The organism is Pseudomonas sp. NPDC077186, assembly GCF_044543505.1.
In the GTDB taxonomy this organism is placed as follows: Bacteria; Pseudomonadota; Gammaproteobacteria; order Pseudomonadales; family Pseudomonadaceae; genus Aquipseudomonas.
This window is the reverse complement of the sequence record NZ_JBITWE010000015.1, coordinates 1-16,278: the sequence shown is the minus strand read 5'-3', so window position 1 is coordinate 16,278 and position 16,278 is coordinate 1. Positions and strand designations below refer to the sequence as shown.

The following is a 16,278-nucleotide window of genomic DNA, read 5'->3' as shown; positions in this document are numbered from 1 at the left end:
TTCTTCAAGGGCTACCGTCCGCAGTTCTACTTCCGTACCACCGACGTGACCGGTTCGTGCGAACTGCCGGAAGGCGTTGAGATGGTAATGCCGGGCGACAACATCAAGATGGTTGTCACCCTGATCAAGCCGATCGCCATGGAAGACGGCCTGCGCTTCGCGATCCGCGAAGGCGGTCGTACCGTCGGCGCCGGCGTGGTTGCCAAGATCGTCGAGTAATCGGTTGATCTGTCCCTCTCAGGCCGGCATAATGGTCGGCCTGATTTTGCTTTAGGTCAGTAGCTCAATTGGCAGAGCGGCGGTCTCCAAAACCGCAGGTTGGGGGTTCGATTCCCTCCTGACCTGCCATTTTCTAACGAATCTGGCGTGTCTTTCACAGGATCCTCTCGAATGAATGTTAAGGCTGAAGCCAAAGACTCTCGCTTTGATCTGGTCAAGTGGCTGATTGTCGCTGCCCTGGTTGTGGTGGGTGTGGTCGGTAATCAGTACTTTTCTGCGGAGCCGATCCTGTATCGCGTACTCGGTCTGCTGGTGCTGGCGGTCGTGGCGGGTGTGGTTGCCCTGCAGACTGCTCGTGGTCAGGCCTTCGCGGTGCTGTTGAAAGAAGCGCGCGTCGAGATTCGTAAGGTTGTTTGGCCGACCCGCCAGGAAACCACGCAGACCACCCTGATTGTCGTGGCTGTGGTGTTGGTAATGGCGCTGCTGTTGTGGGGGCTCGATTCCCTGCTCGGTTGGCTTGTTTCCCTGATTGTTGGTTAAGGGTGTCCCGTGGCTAAGCGTTGGTACGTTGTGCATGCTTACTCGGGTTACGAGAAGCATGTCATGCGCTCGCTGATCGAGCGCGTCAAGCTGGCTGGTATGGAAGACGACTTTGGCGAGATTCTCGTGCCCACCGAGGAAGTGGTCGAGATGCGCAACGGTCAGAAGCGCAAGAGCGAGCGCAAGTTCTTCCCCGGCTATGTCCTGGTGCAGATGGAGATGAACGAGGCGACTTGGCACTTGATCAAGGATACGCCGCGCGTCATGGGCTTCATTGGTGGTACTGCCGACAAGCCGGCGCCGATCACCGAGAAAGAAGCCGAAGCCATCCTGCGTCGTGTTGCCGATAGCGGCGACAAGCCGAAGCCGAAGACCCTGTTCGAGCCGGGCGAGATGGTGCGGGTGGTCGATGGTCCGTTCGCCGATTTCGGCGGCGTGGTCGAAGAAGTGAATTACGAGAAGAGCCGTATCCAGGTTGCGGTGACCATCTTCGGTCGCTCCACCCCGGTCGAGCTGGAGTTCAGTCAGGTCGAGAAGGCATAACTGACATAAGCATCCCTCACCCCGCAGCCTTAGGCTGCGGGGTTTTGTCGTCACTGGGATAAATGCGTAAGTAACCCGGGGAGCCGTCAGGCGTTCGAACCCGAAATTGGAGTAGCTAATGGCTAAGAAAATTCAGGCTTATATCAAGCTGCAGGTTAAAGCCGCTCAGGCAAACCCGTCGCCGCCCGTGGGTCCGGCTCTGGGTCAGCACGGCGTGAACATCATGGAATTCTGCAAGGCGTTCAACGCCAAGACCCAGGGTATGGAACCCGGTCTGCCGACTCCTGTGATCATCACCGTTTACAGCGACCGCAGCTTCACCTTTGAAACCAAGAGCACCCCGGCTTCGGTGCTGCTGAAGAAGGCCGCCGGCCTGACCAGCGGTTCCGCTCGTCCGAACACCGTCAAAGTAGGCACCGTTACCCGTGCTCAGCTGGAAGAGATCGCCAAGACCAAGCAGGCCGATCTGACTGCCGCTGACCTGGATGCGGCCGTGCGCACCATCGCCGGCTCCGCTCGTAGCATGGGCCTGAACGTGGAGGGTGTGTAATGGCTAAGTTGACTAAGCGCCAGAAGGCCATCGCGGCCAAGGTTGAAGCCGGCAAGGCCTACACCTTCGAAGAAGCGGCCGGCCTGCTGGCCGAGCTGTCTGCCGTCAAGTTCACCGAGTCCTTCGACGTCGCCGTGAACCTGGGTGTAGACCCGCGTAAATCCGACCAGGTCGTACGTGGCGCCACCGTGCTGCCGAATGGCACTGGCAAGACCGTACGCGTTGCCGTGTTCACCCAGGGTCCGGGCGCTGAAGCTGCTCTGGCTGCCGGTGCTGACAAGGTTGGTATGGACGATCTGGCTGCCGAAATGAAGGCAGGCGATCTGAACTACGACGTGGTCATCGCTTCCCCGGACGCCATGCGCGTCGTTGGCCAGCTGGGCCAGGTACTGGGCCCGCGCGGTCTGATGCCGAACCCGAAAGTCGGCACCGTGACTCCGGACGTCGCTACCGCCGTGAAGAACGCCAAGGCTGGTCAGGTGCGTTTCCGTACCGACAAGAACGGCATCATCCACACCTCCGTTGGCAAGGTCGGCTTCGAAGCCGCTGCGCTGAAGCAGAACGTGGAAGCCCTGCTGTCCGACCTGAAGCGTCTGAAGCCGTCCACTTCCAAAGGTATCTACGTCAAGCGCGTGACCCTGAGCACCACCATGGGTCCGGGTCTGATCATCGATCAGGCTTCGCTCGACGCGTAAGTGATTGGGCCGGCGGCGTGCGCGTCGCCGGCCTTGAAAAATTGGGGTCCCTGCCTGGCGGGGGCTATCCAAGACCGTAGGTGGCGCAAGCCTTAAACCCGTGGAGCGATCCGCGGTCGCCTACGCAGATGGTGCTCCCGATTCTTACCGAATCAGACACCAAAACGCCGTCCGGCCCGTGCTGGACGAAACGGTAACATCCAGGAGTAAACCCGTGGCAATTAAACTCGAAGACAAGAAGGCCATCGTCGCTGAAGTCAACGAGGCTGCCAAAGCCGGTCTGTCCGCTGTCGTGGCTGATGCCCGTGGCGTGACCGTCGGCGCAATGACCGGACTCCGTAAAGAGGCCCGTGCGGCTGGTGTGTACGTGAAAGTCGTACGTAACACCCTGCTGCGCCGCGCCGTTGAAGGCACTCAGTTCGACGTGCTCAACGACGTGTTCAAAGGCCCGACCCTGATCGCGTTCTCCAACGAACATCCGGGCGCTGCTGCCCGTATCTTCAAGGAGTTCGCCAAGGGTCAGGACAAGTTCGAGATCAAGGCAGCTGCGTTCGAGGGCCAGTTCCTCGCAGCCAATCAGATCGACGTGCTGGCTACCCTGCCGACCTACAACGAAGCTATTGCCCAGCTGATGAGCGTGATGCAAGGCGCCACCAGCAAGTTCGTTCGTACTCTGGCAGCTGTTCGCGACCAGAAAGAAGGCGCTGCCGCCTGATTCAGGCGCATCACCCTTTCTACGTTATTTGTTTAATTCGATGGCCGCGAAGGCTGTCACCCCAATACAGGAATTAGAGTCATGGCTCTGACCAACGAAGACATCATCAACGCCGTTTCCGAAATGTCCGTGATGCAGGTTGTTGAACTGATCAAGGCAATGGAAGAGAAGTTCGGCGTTACCGCCGCTGCCGCTGTTGCTGCCGGCCCGGCCGCTGCTGCCGCTGCTGTTGAAGAACAAACCGAGTTCAACGTCGTTCTGGCCGAAGCCGGCGAGAAGAAAGTGAACGTGATCAAGGCTGTTCGCGAGCTGACCGGTCTGGGTCTGAAGGAAGCCAAGGAGAAGGTCGACACCGCTCCTCAGGTTATCGCTGAAGGCCTGAGCAAAGAAGCTGCTGAAGACGCCAAGAAGAAGCTGGAAGAGGCTGGCGCCAAGGTCGAACTCAAGTAAGTTCGCACCTTGCGTCTACAGCCCGAGCGACTCGCACAAGGCTGATGGCTGGTGGCTTTTGCCACCGGCCTTTTTCCGTTCTAGGTTGGCTGTTCGTCAGCCGGCCTGGAGCCGAAAACTCCCGCCCCTCGAGGCGGCCGCAAACCGAGGGTTTGCACGATTTTCTGGTCACCGCCGCCGGCGCTGACCAAATAAGCAGGTGACCAAGCTGGGGAACGCTGATGGCTTACTCATACACTGAGAAAAAACGTATCCGCAAGGACTTTAGCAAGTTGCCGGATGTCATGGATGTGCCTTACCTCCTGGCCATCCAGCTGGATTCGTATCGCGAATTCCTGCAGCAAGGAGTGAGCAAGGAACAGTTCCGCGACATCGGCCTGCACGCGGCCTTCAAATCCGTATTCCCGATCATCAGCTATTCCGGCAACGCCGCTCTGGAATACGTCGGCTATCGCCTGGGCGAGCCGGCGTTCGACGTCAAGGAGTGCGTCCTGCGTGGCGTGACCTTCGCCGTGCCGCTGCGCGTGAAAGTGCGCCTGATCATTTTCGACAAAGAATCGTCGAACAAAGCGATCAAGGACATCAAGGAGCAGGAAGTGTACATGGGCGAGATTCCGCTCATGACCGAGAACGGTACCTTCGTCATCAACGGTACCGAGCGCGTGATCGTTTCCCAGTTGCACCGCTCCCCGGGTGTGTTCTTCGACCACGACCGTGGCAAGACCCACAGCTCGGGCAAGCTGCTGTACTCCGCTCGCATCATCCCCTACCGCGGCTCCTGGCTGGACTTCGAGTTCGATCCGAAGGACGCGGTATTCGTGCGTATCGACCGTCGCCGCAAGCTGCCGGCGTCCGTCCTGCTGCGCGCGCTCGGCTACAGCACCGAAGAGGTGCTGGATGCCTTCTACGACACCAACGTCTTCCATGTGAAGGGCGAGAGCCTGAACCTGGAACTGGTGCCGCAGCGCCTGCGCGGCGAAGTCGCGGTCCTCGACATCAAGGACGGCAGCGGCAAGGTGATCGTCGAGCAGGGCCGTCGTATCACCGCTCGCCACATCAACCAGCTGGACAAGGCTGGCATCAAGGAGCTGGAAGTTCCGCTCGACTACGTCATTGGCCGCACCACCGCCAAGGCGATCGTGCACCCGGCTACCGGCGAGATCATCGCCGAGTGCAACACCGAGTTGACCGCCGACCTGCTGGTCAAGATGGCCAAGGCCCAGGTGGTTCGCTTCGAGACCCTGTACACCAACGACATCGACTGCGGTCCGTTCATCAGCGACACGCTGAAGATCGACAGCACCACCAATCAGTTGGAAGCGCTGGTCGAGATCTACCGCATGATGCGTCCCGGCGAGCCGCCGACCAAGGACGCTGCCGAGACCCTGTTCAACAACCTGTTCTTCAGCGCCGAGCGTTACGACCTGTCCGCCGTCGGCCGCATGAAGTTCAACCGTCGTATCGGGCGCACCGAGATCGAAGGTTCGGGCGTGCTGAGCCGCGAAGACATCGTCGCCGTGCTCAAGACCCTGGTCGACATCCGTAACGGCAAGGGCATCGTCGACGACATCGACCACCTGGGTAACCGTCGCGTGCGTTGCGTCGGCGAAATGGCCGAGAACCAGTTCCGCGTTGGCCTGGTGCGCGTCGAGCGCGCGGTCAAGGAACGCCTGTCGATGGCCGAAAGCGAAGGCCTGATGCCGCAGGACCTGATCAACGCCAAGCCGGTCGCGGCGGCGGTGAAGGAGTTCTTCGGTTCCAGCCAGCTCTCGCAGTTCATGGACCAGAACAACCCGCTCTCCGAGATCACCCACAAGCGGCGCGTCTCCGCTCTCGGCCCGGGCGGTCTGACCCGCGAGCGCGCCGGCTTCGAAGTGCGCGACGTACACCCGACTCACTACGGTCGCGTGTGCCCGATCGAAACCCCGGAAGGTCCGAACATCGGTCTGATCAACTCGCTGGCCGCCTACGCCCGCACCAACCAGTACGGCTTCCTCGAGAGCCCGTACCGCGTGGTCAAGGCAGGTCTGGTCACCGACGAGATCGTGTTCCTCTCCGCCATCGAAGAGGCCGATCACGTGATCGCCCAGGCCTCGGCGACCATGAACGACAAGGGCATGCTGGTCGACGAGCTGGTGGCCGTGCGTCACCTCAACGAATTCACCGTCAAGGCGCCGGAAGACGTCACCCTGATGGACGTGTCGCCGAAGCAGGTCGTTTCCGTCGCTGCCTCGCTGATTCCGTTCCTCGAGCACGACGACGCCAACCGCGCCCTCATGGGTTCGAACATGCAGCGTCAGGCCGTGCCGACCCTGCGCGCCGACAAGCCGCTGGTCGGTACCGGCATGGAGCGCAACGTCGCCCGTGACTCCGGGGTCTGCGTCGTGGCCCGTCGTGGCGGGGTGATCGACTCGGTCGATGCCAGCCGTATCGTGGTACGGGTCAACGATGACGAAGTCGAAACTGGCGAAGCCGGTGTCGACATCTACAACCTGACCAAATACACCCGCTCCAACCAGAACACCTGCATCAACCAGCGTCCGCTGGTGAGCAAGGGTGACAAGGTGGCGCGTAGCGACATCATGGCCGACGGCCCGTCCACCGATATGGGGGAACTGGCGCTGGGTCAGAACATGCGCGTGGCGTTCATGCCGTGGAACGGCTTCAACTTCGAAGACTCCATCTGCCTGTCCGAGCGTGTGGTTCAGGAAGATCGCTTCACCACCATCCACATTCAGGAACTGACCTGTGTGGCGCGCGACACCAAGCTCGGCCCAGAGGAAATCTCCTCGGACATCCCGAACGTCGGTGAAGCTGCACTGAACAAGCTGGACGAAGCCGGTATCGTCTACGTCGGTGCCGAAGTCGGCCCGGGCGACATCCTGGTCGGTAAGGTCACCCCGAAAGGCGAGACCCAACTGACCCCGGAAGAGAAGCTGCTGCGTGCGATCTTCGGTGAAAAGGCGTCTGACGTTAAAGACACCTCCCTGCGCGTGCCGACCGGCACCAAGGGCACCGTCATCGACGTGCAGGTCTTCACCCGTGACGGCGTGGAGCGCGACTCGCGCGCCCTGTCCATCGAGAAGATGCAGTTGGACGAGATCCGCAAGGATCTCAACGAAGAGTTCCGCATCGTCGAAGGCGCGACCTTCGAGCGTCTGCGTTCCGCTCTGGTTGGCGCCATCGCCGAAGGCGGCGCTGGTCTGAAGAAAGGCACCGCGATCACCGACGAGTTCCTCGACGGTCTCGAGCGTGGCCAGTGGTTCAAACTGCGCATGGCCGACGACGCCCTGAACGAGCAGCTGGAGAAGGCCCAGGCCTACATCTCCGACCGCCGTCAGCTGCTCGACGACAAGTTCGAAGACAAGAAGCGCAAGCTGCAGCAGGGCGACGACCTGGCGCCGGGCGTGCTGAAGATCGTCAAGGTCTACCTGGCCATCCGCCGCCGCATCCAGCCGGGCGACAAGATGGCCGGTCGTCACGGTAACAAGGGTGTGGTCTCGGTGATCATGCCGGTCGAAGACATGCCGCACGACGCCAATGGCACCCCGGTCGACATCGTCCTCAACCCGCTGGGCGTACCGTCGCGTATGAACGTCGGTCAGATCCTCGAAACCCACCTGGGCCTGGCGGCCAAGGGCCTGGGCGAGAAGATCAACCGCATGCTCGAAGAGCAGCGCAAGATCGCCGAACTGCGCAAGTTCCTGCAGGAGATCTACAACGAGATCGGCGGTCGTCAGGAAAACCTCGACGAGCTGTCCGATAGCGAAATCCTCGAGCTGGCGAAGAACCTCAAGGGCGGTGTGCCGATGGCCACCCCGGTGTTCGACGGCGCCAAGGAAAGCGAGATCAAGGCCATGCTGAAGCTGGCCGACCTGCCGGAAAGCGGCCAGATGCGCCTGTTCGACGGTCGCACCGGCAACCAGTTCGAGCGCCCGACCACCGTCGGCTACATGTACATGCTCAAACTGAACCACCTGGTGGACGACAAGATGCACGCCCGTTCCACTGGTTCCTACAGCCTGGTTACCCAGCAGCCGCTGGGTGGTAAGGCGCAGTTCGGTGGTCAGCGCTTCGGGGAGATGGAGGTCTGGGCGCTGGAAGCCTACGGCGCCGCCTACACCCTGCAGGAAATGCTGACCGTGAAGTCGGACGACGTGAACGGCCGTACCAAGATGTACAAGAACATCGTGGATGGCGATCACCGTATGGAGCCGGGCATGCCCGAGTCCTTCAACGTGCTGATCAAAGAGATCCGTTCGCTCGGCATCGACATCGATCTGGAAACCGAATAACACGTGACGCGACGGGAGTGGGGCGGTAAGCCCACTCCCTGCTCCGCCAGGAGGAAAGGCCTTGAAAGACCTACTGAATTTGCTGAAAAACCAGGGTCAGATCGAAGAGTTCGACGCCATCCGTATCGGATTGGCCTCGCCCGAGATGATCCGTTCGTGGTCGTTCGGTGAAGTTAAAAAGCCGGAAACCATCAACTACCGTACCTTCAAGCCCGAGCGCGATGGCCTGTTCTGCGCCAAGATCTTTGGCCCGGTGAAGGACTACGAGTGCCTGTGCGGCAAGTACAAGCGCCTCAAGCACCGCGGCGTGATCTGCGAGAAGTGCGGCGTGGAAGTGGCCCTGGCCAAGGTTCGTCGCGAGCGCATGGCGCACATCGAACTGGCCTCGCCGGTCGCCCACATCTGGTTCCTCAAGTCGCTGCCGTCCCGTATCGGCCTGCTGATGGACATGACCCTGCGTGACATCGAGCGCGTGCTCTATTTCGAGAGCTACGTGGTGATCGACCCGGGTATGACCACCCTGGAGAAGGGTCAGCTGCTGAACGACGAGCAGTACTTCGAAGCCCTCGAAGAGTTCGGCGACGACTTCGACGCGCGCATGGGCGCCGAAGCCGTGCGCGAACTGCTGCACGCCATCGACCTGGATCACGAGATCGGCCGCCTGCGCGAAGAGATTCCGCAGACCAACTCCGAGACCAAGATCAAGAAGCTGTCCAAGCGCCTGAAGCTGATGGAAGCCTTCAAGGACTCCGGCAACCTGCCGGAGTGGATGGTGCTGACCGTTCTGCCGGTTCTGCCGCCGGATCTGCGTCCGCTGGTACCGCTGGATGGTGGCCGCTTCGCGACTTCGGATCTGAACGATCTGTATCGCCGCGTGATCAACCGTAACAACCGTCTGAAGCGCCTGCTCGATCTGTCGGCGCCGGACATCATCGTGCGCAACGAAAAGCGCATGCTGCAGGAAGCGGTCGACGCCCTGCTCGACAACGGCCGTCGCGGTCGCGCCATCACTGGCTCGAACAAGCGTCCGCTGAAGTCGCTGGCCGACATGATCAAAGGTAAGCAGGGTCGCTTCCGTCAGAACCTGCTCGGTAAGCGCGTGGACTACTCCGGTCGTTCCGTGATCACCGTGGGCCCGACCCTGCGTCTGCACCAGTGCGGTCTGCCGAAGAAGATGGCGCTCGAGCTGTTCAAGCCGTTCATTTTCGGCAAGCTGGAAATGCGTGGTCTGGCGACCACCATCAAGGCCGCGAAGAAGATGGTCGAGCGCGAGCTGCCGGAAGTCTGGGACGTTCTCGCCGAAGTGATTCGCGAACACCCCGTGCTGCTCAACCGTGCGCCGACCCTGCACCGTCTGGGCATCCAGGCGTTCGAGCCGGTACTGATCGAAGGTAAAGCGATCCAGCTGCACCCGCTGGTCTGCGCCGCGTACAACGCCGACTTCGACGGTGACCAGATGGCCGTGCACGTGCCGCTGACGCTGGAAGCCCAGCTCGAAGCGCGCGCGCTGATGATGTCGACCAACAACATCCTCTCGCCCGCCAACGGCGAGCCGATCATCGTGCCGTCGCAGGACGTGGTACTGGGTCTGTACTACATGACCCGTGAAGCGGTGAACGCCAAGGGTGAAGGTCGCGTCTTCGCCGACCTGCAGGAAGTCGACCGCGTGTTCCGCGCCGGCGAAGCGTCCCTGCACGCTAGGGTGAAAGTGCGTATCAACGAAACCGTCAAAGAGAAAGACGGCTCGATCACCAAGAACACCCGTATCGTCGACACCACCGTCGGCCGTGCGCTGCTGTTCCAGATCGTACCGGCCGGCCTGTCTTACGACGTGGTCAACCAGTCGATGAAGAAGAAGGCGATCTCCAAGCTGATCAACCAGTGCTACCGCACCGTGGGTCTGAAGGACACCGTGATCTTCGCCGACCAGCTGATGTACACCGGTTTCGCCTACTCGACCATCTCCGGTGTGTCGATCGGCGTGAACGACTTCGTCATCCCGGACGAGAAGGCGCGCATCATCGACGCCGCCACCGAGGAAGTGAAGGAAATCGAATCGCAGTACGCCTCCGGCCTGGTGACCCAGGGCGAGAAGTACAACAAGGTGATCGACCTCTGGTCGAAGGCCAACGACGAAGTCTCCAAGGCGATGATGGCCAACCTGTCGAAAGAGCCGGTGGTCGATCGCGAAGGCAAGACCGTCGAGCAGGAGTCGTTCAACTCCATGTACATGATGGCGGACTCCGGTGCGCGTGGTAGCGCCGCCCAGATCCGTCAGCTGGCCGGTATGCGTGGCCTGATGGCCAAGCCGGACGGCTCCATCATCGAGACGCCGATCACCGCGAACTTCCGCGAAGGTCTGTCGGTTCTGCAGTACTTCATCTCCACCCACGGTGCGCGTAAGGGTCTGGCGGATACCGCACTGAAGACCGCGAACTCCGGTTACCTGACCCGTCGTCTGGTCGACGTGGCCCAGGACCTGGTGGTGACCGAGATCGATTGCGGCACCGAACACGGCCTGCTGATGACCCCGCACATCGAAGGCGGCGACGTGGTCGAGCCGCTGGGCGAGCGCGTACTGGGTCGAGTGATCGCCAAGGACGTGTTCAAGCCGGGCACCGAGGACGTCATCGTGCCGGCCGGCACCCTGATCGACGAGCAGTGGGTCGAGTTCATCGAGCTGAACAGCGTCGACGAAGTGGTGGTGCGTTCGCCGATCACCTGCGAAACCCGCTACGGCATCTGCGCCAAGTGCTACGGTCGCGACCTGGCTCGCGGTCACCAGGTCAACATCGGTGAAGCGGTCGGCGTCATCGCCGCCCAGTCCATCGGTGAGCCGGGTACCCAGCTGACCATGCGGACCTTCCACATCGGTGGTGCGGCCAGCCGGACTTCGGCGGCCGACAGCGTGCAGGTGAAGAACGGTGGTGCGATCCGTCTGCACAACCTGAAGCACGTCGAGCGTATCGACGGCAACCTGGTAGCGGTTTCCCGTTCCGGTGAGCTGGCCGTGGCCGACGAGTTCGGTCGCGAGCGTGAGCGCTACAAGCTGCCGTACGGTGCGGTGATCTCCGTGAAGGAAGGTGACAAGGTCGATGCTGGCGCCATCGTCGCCAAGTGGGACCCGCACACCCACCCGATCGTGACCGAAATGAAGGGTATCGTGACCTTCGTCGGCATGGAGGAGGGCATCACCATCAAGCGTCAGACCGACGAACTGACCGGTCTGACCAACATCGAAGTGCTCGATCCGAAGGATCGTCCGGCCGCCGGCAAGGACATTCGTCCGGCCATCAAGTTGGTCGACGCCAATGGCAAGGAGCTGCTGCTGCCGGGTACCGACGTTCCCGCCCAGTACTTCCTGCCAGCCAACGCCCTGGTCGGCGTGGCCGACGGTGCGCAGATCGCGGTCGGTGACGTTATCGCCCGTATCCCGCAGGAAACCTCGAAGACCCGCGACATCACCGGTGGTCTGCCGCGCGTTGCCGACCTGTTCGAAGCCCGTCGTCCGAAAGAGGCTTCGATCCTGGCGGAAATCAGCGGCACCATCTCGTTCGGCAAGGAGACCAAGGGCAAGCGCCGTCTGGTCATCACCCCGACCGATGGCAGCGATCCGTACGAGGAGCTGATTCCGAAGTGGCGTCACCTGAACGTGTTCGAAGGCGAACAGGTGAACAAGGGCGAAGTGATCTCCGACGGTCCGAGCGATCCGCACGACATCCTGCGTCTGCTGGGCGTCAGCGCGCTGGCCAAGTACATCGTCAACGAGATCCAGGACGTGTACCGCCTGCAGGGCGTGAAGATCAACGACAAGCACATCGAGACCATCTTGCGTCAGATGCTGCGCAAGGTCGAAGTGAGCGAGTCGGGCGATTCCAGCTTCATCAAGGGCGACCAGATGGAACTGACCGCGGTGCTGGGCGAGAACGAGCGTCTGGCCGAAGAGGACAAGTTCGTCGCCAAGTACACCCGCGTACTGCTGGGTATCACCAAGGCGTCGCTGTCCACCGAGTCGTTTATCTCGGCGGCATCGTTCCAGGAAACCACCCGCGTCCTCACCGAGGCGGCGGTTACCGGCAAGCGCGACTACCTGCGCGGCCTGAAGGAAAACGTGGTCGTGGGTCGTCTGATCCCGGCCGGTACCGGTCTGGCCTATCACAGCGAGCGCAAGCGCAAGCGTGAAGCCGACAAGCCGGTACGGGTCAGCGCCAGTGAGGTGGAAGCCGCACTGACCGAAGCGCTGAACTCCAGCGGAAATTGAGTCGAGGCCCTGCCGGTTCGCCGACGGGGCTTTGCCTTGACTGGGGCGTTGAGTCTCTTTAGACTCATGCACCCCTAAATTTGGCAGGGCGCCTGGCTCTGCCATCTTTATTTGTGAGCGTCGAAAGACAACAGTGGAGCTAGTAGATGGCAACTATCAACCAGCTGGTACGTCAGCCGCGTAAGCGCATCGTCGAGAAATCCGACGTGCCTGCGCTGCAGAACTGCCCGCAACGCCGTGGCGTGTGCACCCGCGTGTACACCACCACGCCGAAAAAACCTAACTCGGCACTGCGTAAAGTATGCCGCGTGCGTCTGACCAACGGTTTCGAGGTTTCCTCGTACATCGGCGGTGAAGGCCACAACCTGCAAGAGCACAGCGTCGTGCTGATCCGTGGCGGTCGTGTAAAAGACCTCCCGGGTGTGCGCTACCACACCGTGCGCGGTTCGCTGGATACCTCCGGCGTCAAAGACCGTAAGCAGGGCCGTTCCAAGTACGGTACCAAGCGTCCGAAATAAGGCCGCCTGATCTTTTTATTTAGTTGAGTCGATAAGAGTAAGGTCGGGCGCGGCGAGTGCCGTCAGTCCCGGGCTAACCTGAAGACCGTTTGAGGGCTTATCAATGCCAAGACGTCGTGTAGCAGCAAAGCGTGAGATCCTGGACGATCCGAAATACGGAAGCCAGATCCTCGCTAAATTCATGAACCACGTGATGGAAAGCGGCAAGAAGGCCGTGGCCGAGCGCATCGTTTACGGTGCCCTGGACACTGTCAAAGCACGCAAGAACAGCGATCCCCTGGAGATCTTCGAGAAAGCTCTCGACGCCATCGCTCCGCTGGTCGAAGTCAAGTCCCGCCGTGTCGGCGGTGCTACCTACCAGGTTCCGGTCGAAGTTCGTCCGTCCCGTCGTAACGCCCTGGCTATGCGCTGGCTGGTGGACTACGCGCGCAAGCGCGGCGAGAAGTCCATGGCTCTGCGTCTGGCTGGCGAGTTGCTGGATGCTGCTGAAGGCAAAGGCGCTGCTGTCAAGAAGCGTGAAGACGTGCACCGTATGGCCGAGGCCAACAAGGCGTTCTCGCACTACCGCTTCTAAATCCGGCTCCACTAACTTTGCGAGGGCTTTATGGCTCGTAATACAGCAATTAACCGCTACCGTAACATCGGTATCTGTGCTCACGTTGACGCGGGCAAGACCACCACTACCGAGCGGATCCTGTTCTACACGGGTCTGAGCCACAAGATGGGCGAAGTGCATGACGGCGCTGCGACCACCGACTGGATGGTGCAGGAGCAGGAGCGCGGTATCACCATTACCTCCGCTGCCGTGACCACCTTCTGGCAGGGCTCCCGTGGCCAGTACGACAAGTACCGCGTCAACGTCATCGATACCCCCGGTCACGTCGACTTCACCATCGAAGTAGAGCGTTCGCTGCGCGTGCTCGACGGTGCGGTCGTGGTGTTCTGCGGTACTTCCGGTGTCGAGCCGCAGTCCGAAACCGTATGGCGTCAGGCCAACAAGTACGGCGTTCCGCGTGTGGTTTACGTGAACAAGATGGACCGCGCCGGTGCCAACTTCCTGCGCGTCGTCGGTCAGATCAAGAACCGCCTGGGTCACACCCCGGTTCCGGTCCAGCTGGCCATCGGCGCGGAAGACAACTTCGAAGGTCAGGTCGACCTGATCAAGATGAAGGCGATCTACTGGAACGAAGACGACAAGGGTACTTCCTATCGCGAGGAAGAAATCCCGGCCGAGCTCCAGGCGCTGGCCGAAGAGTGGCGCTCCAACATGGTTGAAGCCGCTGCCGAAGCCAACGAAGAGCTGATGAACAAGTACCTGGAAGAAGGCGAGCTGAGCGCCGAAGAAATCAAGGCCGGTCTGCGCGCGCGCACCCTGGCTGGCGAGATCGTTCCGGCCGTTTGCGGTTCTTCCTTCAAGAACAAGGGCGTGCCCCTGGTTCTCGACGCCGTCATCGACTACCTGCCTGCTCCGACCGAAATCCCGGCGATCAAGGGCATCCACCCGGATGTCATCGATAAGCCGAAGGACGAGCTGACCGACGCCGACTACGACGAGCGTCATGCCGACGATGCCGAGCCGTTCTCGGCGCTGGCATTCAAGATCGCCACTGACCCGTTCGTCGGTACCCTGACCTTCGTTCGCGTCTACTCGGGCGTTCTGAGCTCCGGCGACTCCGTGATCAACTCGGTCAAGGGCAAGAAAGAGCGCGTTGGTCGTATGGTGCAGATGCACGCCAACCAGCGTGACGAGATCAAGGAAGTGCGCGCTGGCGACATCGCCGCCCTGATCGGCATGAAGGACGTCACCACCGGTGACACCCTGTGCGACCTCGACAAGCAGATCATCCTCGAGCGCATGGACTTCCCGGAGCCGGTGATCTCGGTTGCCGTAGAGCCGAAGACCAAGGCCGACCAGGAGAAGATGGGTATCGCACTGGGCAAGCTGGCCCAGGAAGACCCGTCGTTCCGCGTCAAGACCGACGAAGAAACCGGCCAGACCATCATCTCTGGCATGGGCGAACTGCACCTGGACATCCTCGTCGACCGTATGCGTCGCGAGTTCAACGTCGAGGCGAACATCGGCAAGCCGCAGGTTTCCTACCGCGAAAAAATCACCAAGAACTGCGAGATCGAAGGCAAGTTCGTTCGCCAGTCCGGTGGTCGTGGCCAGTTCGGCCACTGCTGGATCCGCTTTGCCCCGGCTGACGAGGGTCAAGAGGGTCTGGAGTTCCACAACGAAGTTGTGGGTGGTGTGGTTCCGAAGGAATACATCCCGGCGATCCAGAAGGGTATCGAAGAGCAGATGAAGAACGGCGTCGTCGCCGGCTATCCGCTGATCGGCCTGAAGGCGACCGTATTCGATGGTTCCTACCACGACGTCGACTCCAACGAGATGGCGTTCAAGGTGGCGGCTTCCATGGCGACCAAGCAGCTCGCTCAGAAGGGCGGCGGTGTTGTGCTTGAGCCGATCATGAAGGTTGAAGTTGTAACGCCTGAGGACTACATGGGTGACGTGATGGGTGACCTGAACCGTCGTCGTGGTCTGATCCAGGGTATGGAAGATTCGGTATCGGGCAAGGTGATCCGTGCCGAGGTTCCGCTGGGCGAGATGTTCGGTTATGCGACCGACGTCCGCTCCATGTCCCAGGGTCGCGCGAGCTACTCCATGGAATTCTCCAAGTACTCCGAAGCTCCGGCGAACATCGTCGAAGCACTGGTTAAAAAACAAGGCTAATCCAGCCCTTTAGGCAAGAGGTTCACTGTCGTGGCTAAAGAAAAATTTGAACGTAACAAACCGCACGTCAACGTCGGCACCATCGGTCACGTTGACCACGGTAAAACCACTCTGACCGCTGCTCTGACCCGTGTGTGCTCCGAGGTTTTCGGTTCCGCTCGCGTTGATTTCGACAAGATCGACAGCGCCCCGGAAGAAAAAGCTCGTGGTATCACCATCAACACCGCGCACGTCGAGTACGACTCCAACATTCGTCACTACGCGCACGTTGACTGCCCGGGCCACGCCGACTACGTGAAGAACATGATCACCGGTGCTGCCCAGATGGACGGCGCGATCCTGGTCTGCTCGGCTGCCGACGGCCCCATGCCGCAAACCCGCGAGCACATCCTGCTGTCCCGTCAGGTTGGCGTACCCTACATCGTCGTGTTCCTGAACAAGGCCGACATGGTCGACGACGCCGAGCTGCTGGAGCTGGTGGAAATGGAAGTGCGCGACCTGCTCAGCACTTACGATTTCCCGGGCGACGACACCCCGATCATCATCGGTTCCGCGCTGATGGCGCTGAACGGTCAGGACGACAACGAGCTGGGCACCACTGCCGTCAAGAAGCTGGTTGAGACTCTGGATACCTACATCCCCGAGCCGGTGCGTGCCATCGACCGTCCGTTCCTGATGCCGATCGAAGACGTGTTCTCGATCTCCGGCCGCGGTACCGTGGTAACCGGTCGTGTCGAGCGCGGTATCGTCAAGATCCA

Annotated in this window: 12 protein-coding genes, 1 tRNA gene and 1 pseudogene; all 14 read left to right on the top strand. The window is 60.9% G+C overall.

Annotation, left to right across the window (positions count from 1 at the left end; genetic code table 11):
* Positions 1 to 219: pseudogene (gene tuf / locus ACIGKL_RS24900) on the top strand (elongation factor Tu); the annotation flags it as partial.
* Positions 220 to 272: 53 nt separating this feature from the next.
* A tRNA-Trp gene (locus ACIGKL_RS24895) sits at positions 273 to 348 on the top strand.
* Between the two features lie 42 nt (positions 349 to 390).
* Positions 391 to 759, top strand: coding sequence for a preprotein translocase subunit SecE (gene secE, locus ACIGKL_RS24890; protein ID WP_021445866.1), 369 nt, complete (start codon positions 391 to 393; stop codon positions 757 to 759).
* A 9-nt stretch (positions 760 to 768) separates the two neighbouring features.
* Positions 769 to 1,302, top strand: coding sequence for a transcription termination/antitermination protein NusG (nusG, locus tag ACIGKL_RS24885; RefSeq protein WP_004373446.1), 534 nt, complete (start codon positions 769 to 771; stop codon positions 1,300 to 1,302).
* Positions 1,303 to 1,420: 118 nt separating this feature from the next.
* Positions 1,421 to 1,852, top strand: coding sequence for a 50S ribosomal protein L11 (rplK, locus tag ACIGKL_RS24880; protein ID WP_021445867.1), 432 nt, complete (start codon positions 1,421 to 1,423; stop codon positions 1,850 to 1,852).
* Complete coding sequence (rplA, locus tag ACIGKL_RS24875) at positions 1,852 to 2,547, top strand: 50S ribosomal protein L1 (protein ID WP_017675626.1); 696 nt, start codon at positions 1,852 to 1,854, stop codon at positions 2,545 to 2,547. Before rplK ends, rplA begins: the two co-directional genes overlap by 1 nt.
* A 214-nt stretch (positions 2,548 to 2,761) precedes the next feature.
* Positions 2,762 to 3,262: a 50S ribosomal protein L10 gene (gene rplJ / locus ACIGKL_RS24870; RefSeq protein ID WP_021445869.1), complete on the top strand. Its 501-nt coding sequence runs from the start codon at positions 2,762 to 2,764 to the stop codon at positions 3,260 to 3,262.
* A gap of 81 nt (positions 3,263 to 3,343) precedes the next feature.
* Entirely contained in the window at positions 3,344 to 3,712 is a 369-nt protein-coding gene (gene rplL / locus ACIGKL_RS24865) for a 50S ribosomal protein L7/L12 (protein WP_021445870.1), read from the top strand.
* Positions 3,713 to 3,933: 221 nt separating this feature from the next.
* Entirely contained in the window at positions 3,934 to 8,007 is a 4,074-nt protein-coding gene (gene rpoB, locus ACIGKL_RS24860; protein WP_397489013.1) for a DNA-directed RNA polymerase subunit beta, read from the top strand.
* A gap of 61 nt (positions 8,008 to 8,068) precedes the next feature.
* Positions 8,069 to 12,268, top strand: coding sequence for a DNA-directed RNA polymerase subunit beta' (rpoC, locus tag ACIGKL_RS24855; RefSeq protein WP_397489012.1), 4,200 nt, complete (start codon positions 8,069 to 8,071; stop codon positions 12,266 to 12,268).
* A 146-nt stretch (positions 12,269 to 12,414) separates the two neighbouring features.
* On the top strand, positions 12,415 to 12,786 hold the full coding sequence (gene rpsL / locus ACIGKL_RS24850) for a 30S ribosomal protein S12 (protein WP_003463319.1): 372 nt from the start codon (positions 12,415 to 12,417) through the stop codon (positions 12,784 to 12,786).
* 103 nt (positions 12,787 to 12,889) lie between these two features.
* Positions 12,890 to 13,360: a 30S ribosomal protein S7 gene (rpsG, locus tag ACIGKL_RS24845; RefSeq protein ID WP_003246741.1), complete on the top strand. Its 471-nt coding sequence runs from the start codon at positions 12,890 to 12,892 to the stop codon at positions 13,358 to 13,360.
* Positions 13,361 to 13,390: 30 nt separating this feature from the next.
* Positions 13,391 to 15,520: an elongation factor G gene (gene fusA / locus ACIGKL_RS24840; RefSeq protein ID WP_397489011.1), complete on the top strand. Its 2,130-nt coding sequence runs from the start codon at positions 13,391 to 13,393 to the stop codon at positions 15,518 to 15,520.
* 30 nt (positions 15,521 to 15,550) lie between these two features.
* The coding region (locus tag ACIGKL_RS24835) for an elongation factor Tu (RefSeq protein WP_397489010.1) at positions 15,551 to 16,278 on the top strand (728 nt) is incomplete at its 3' end.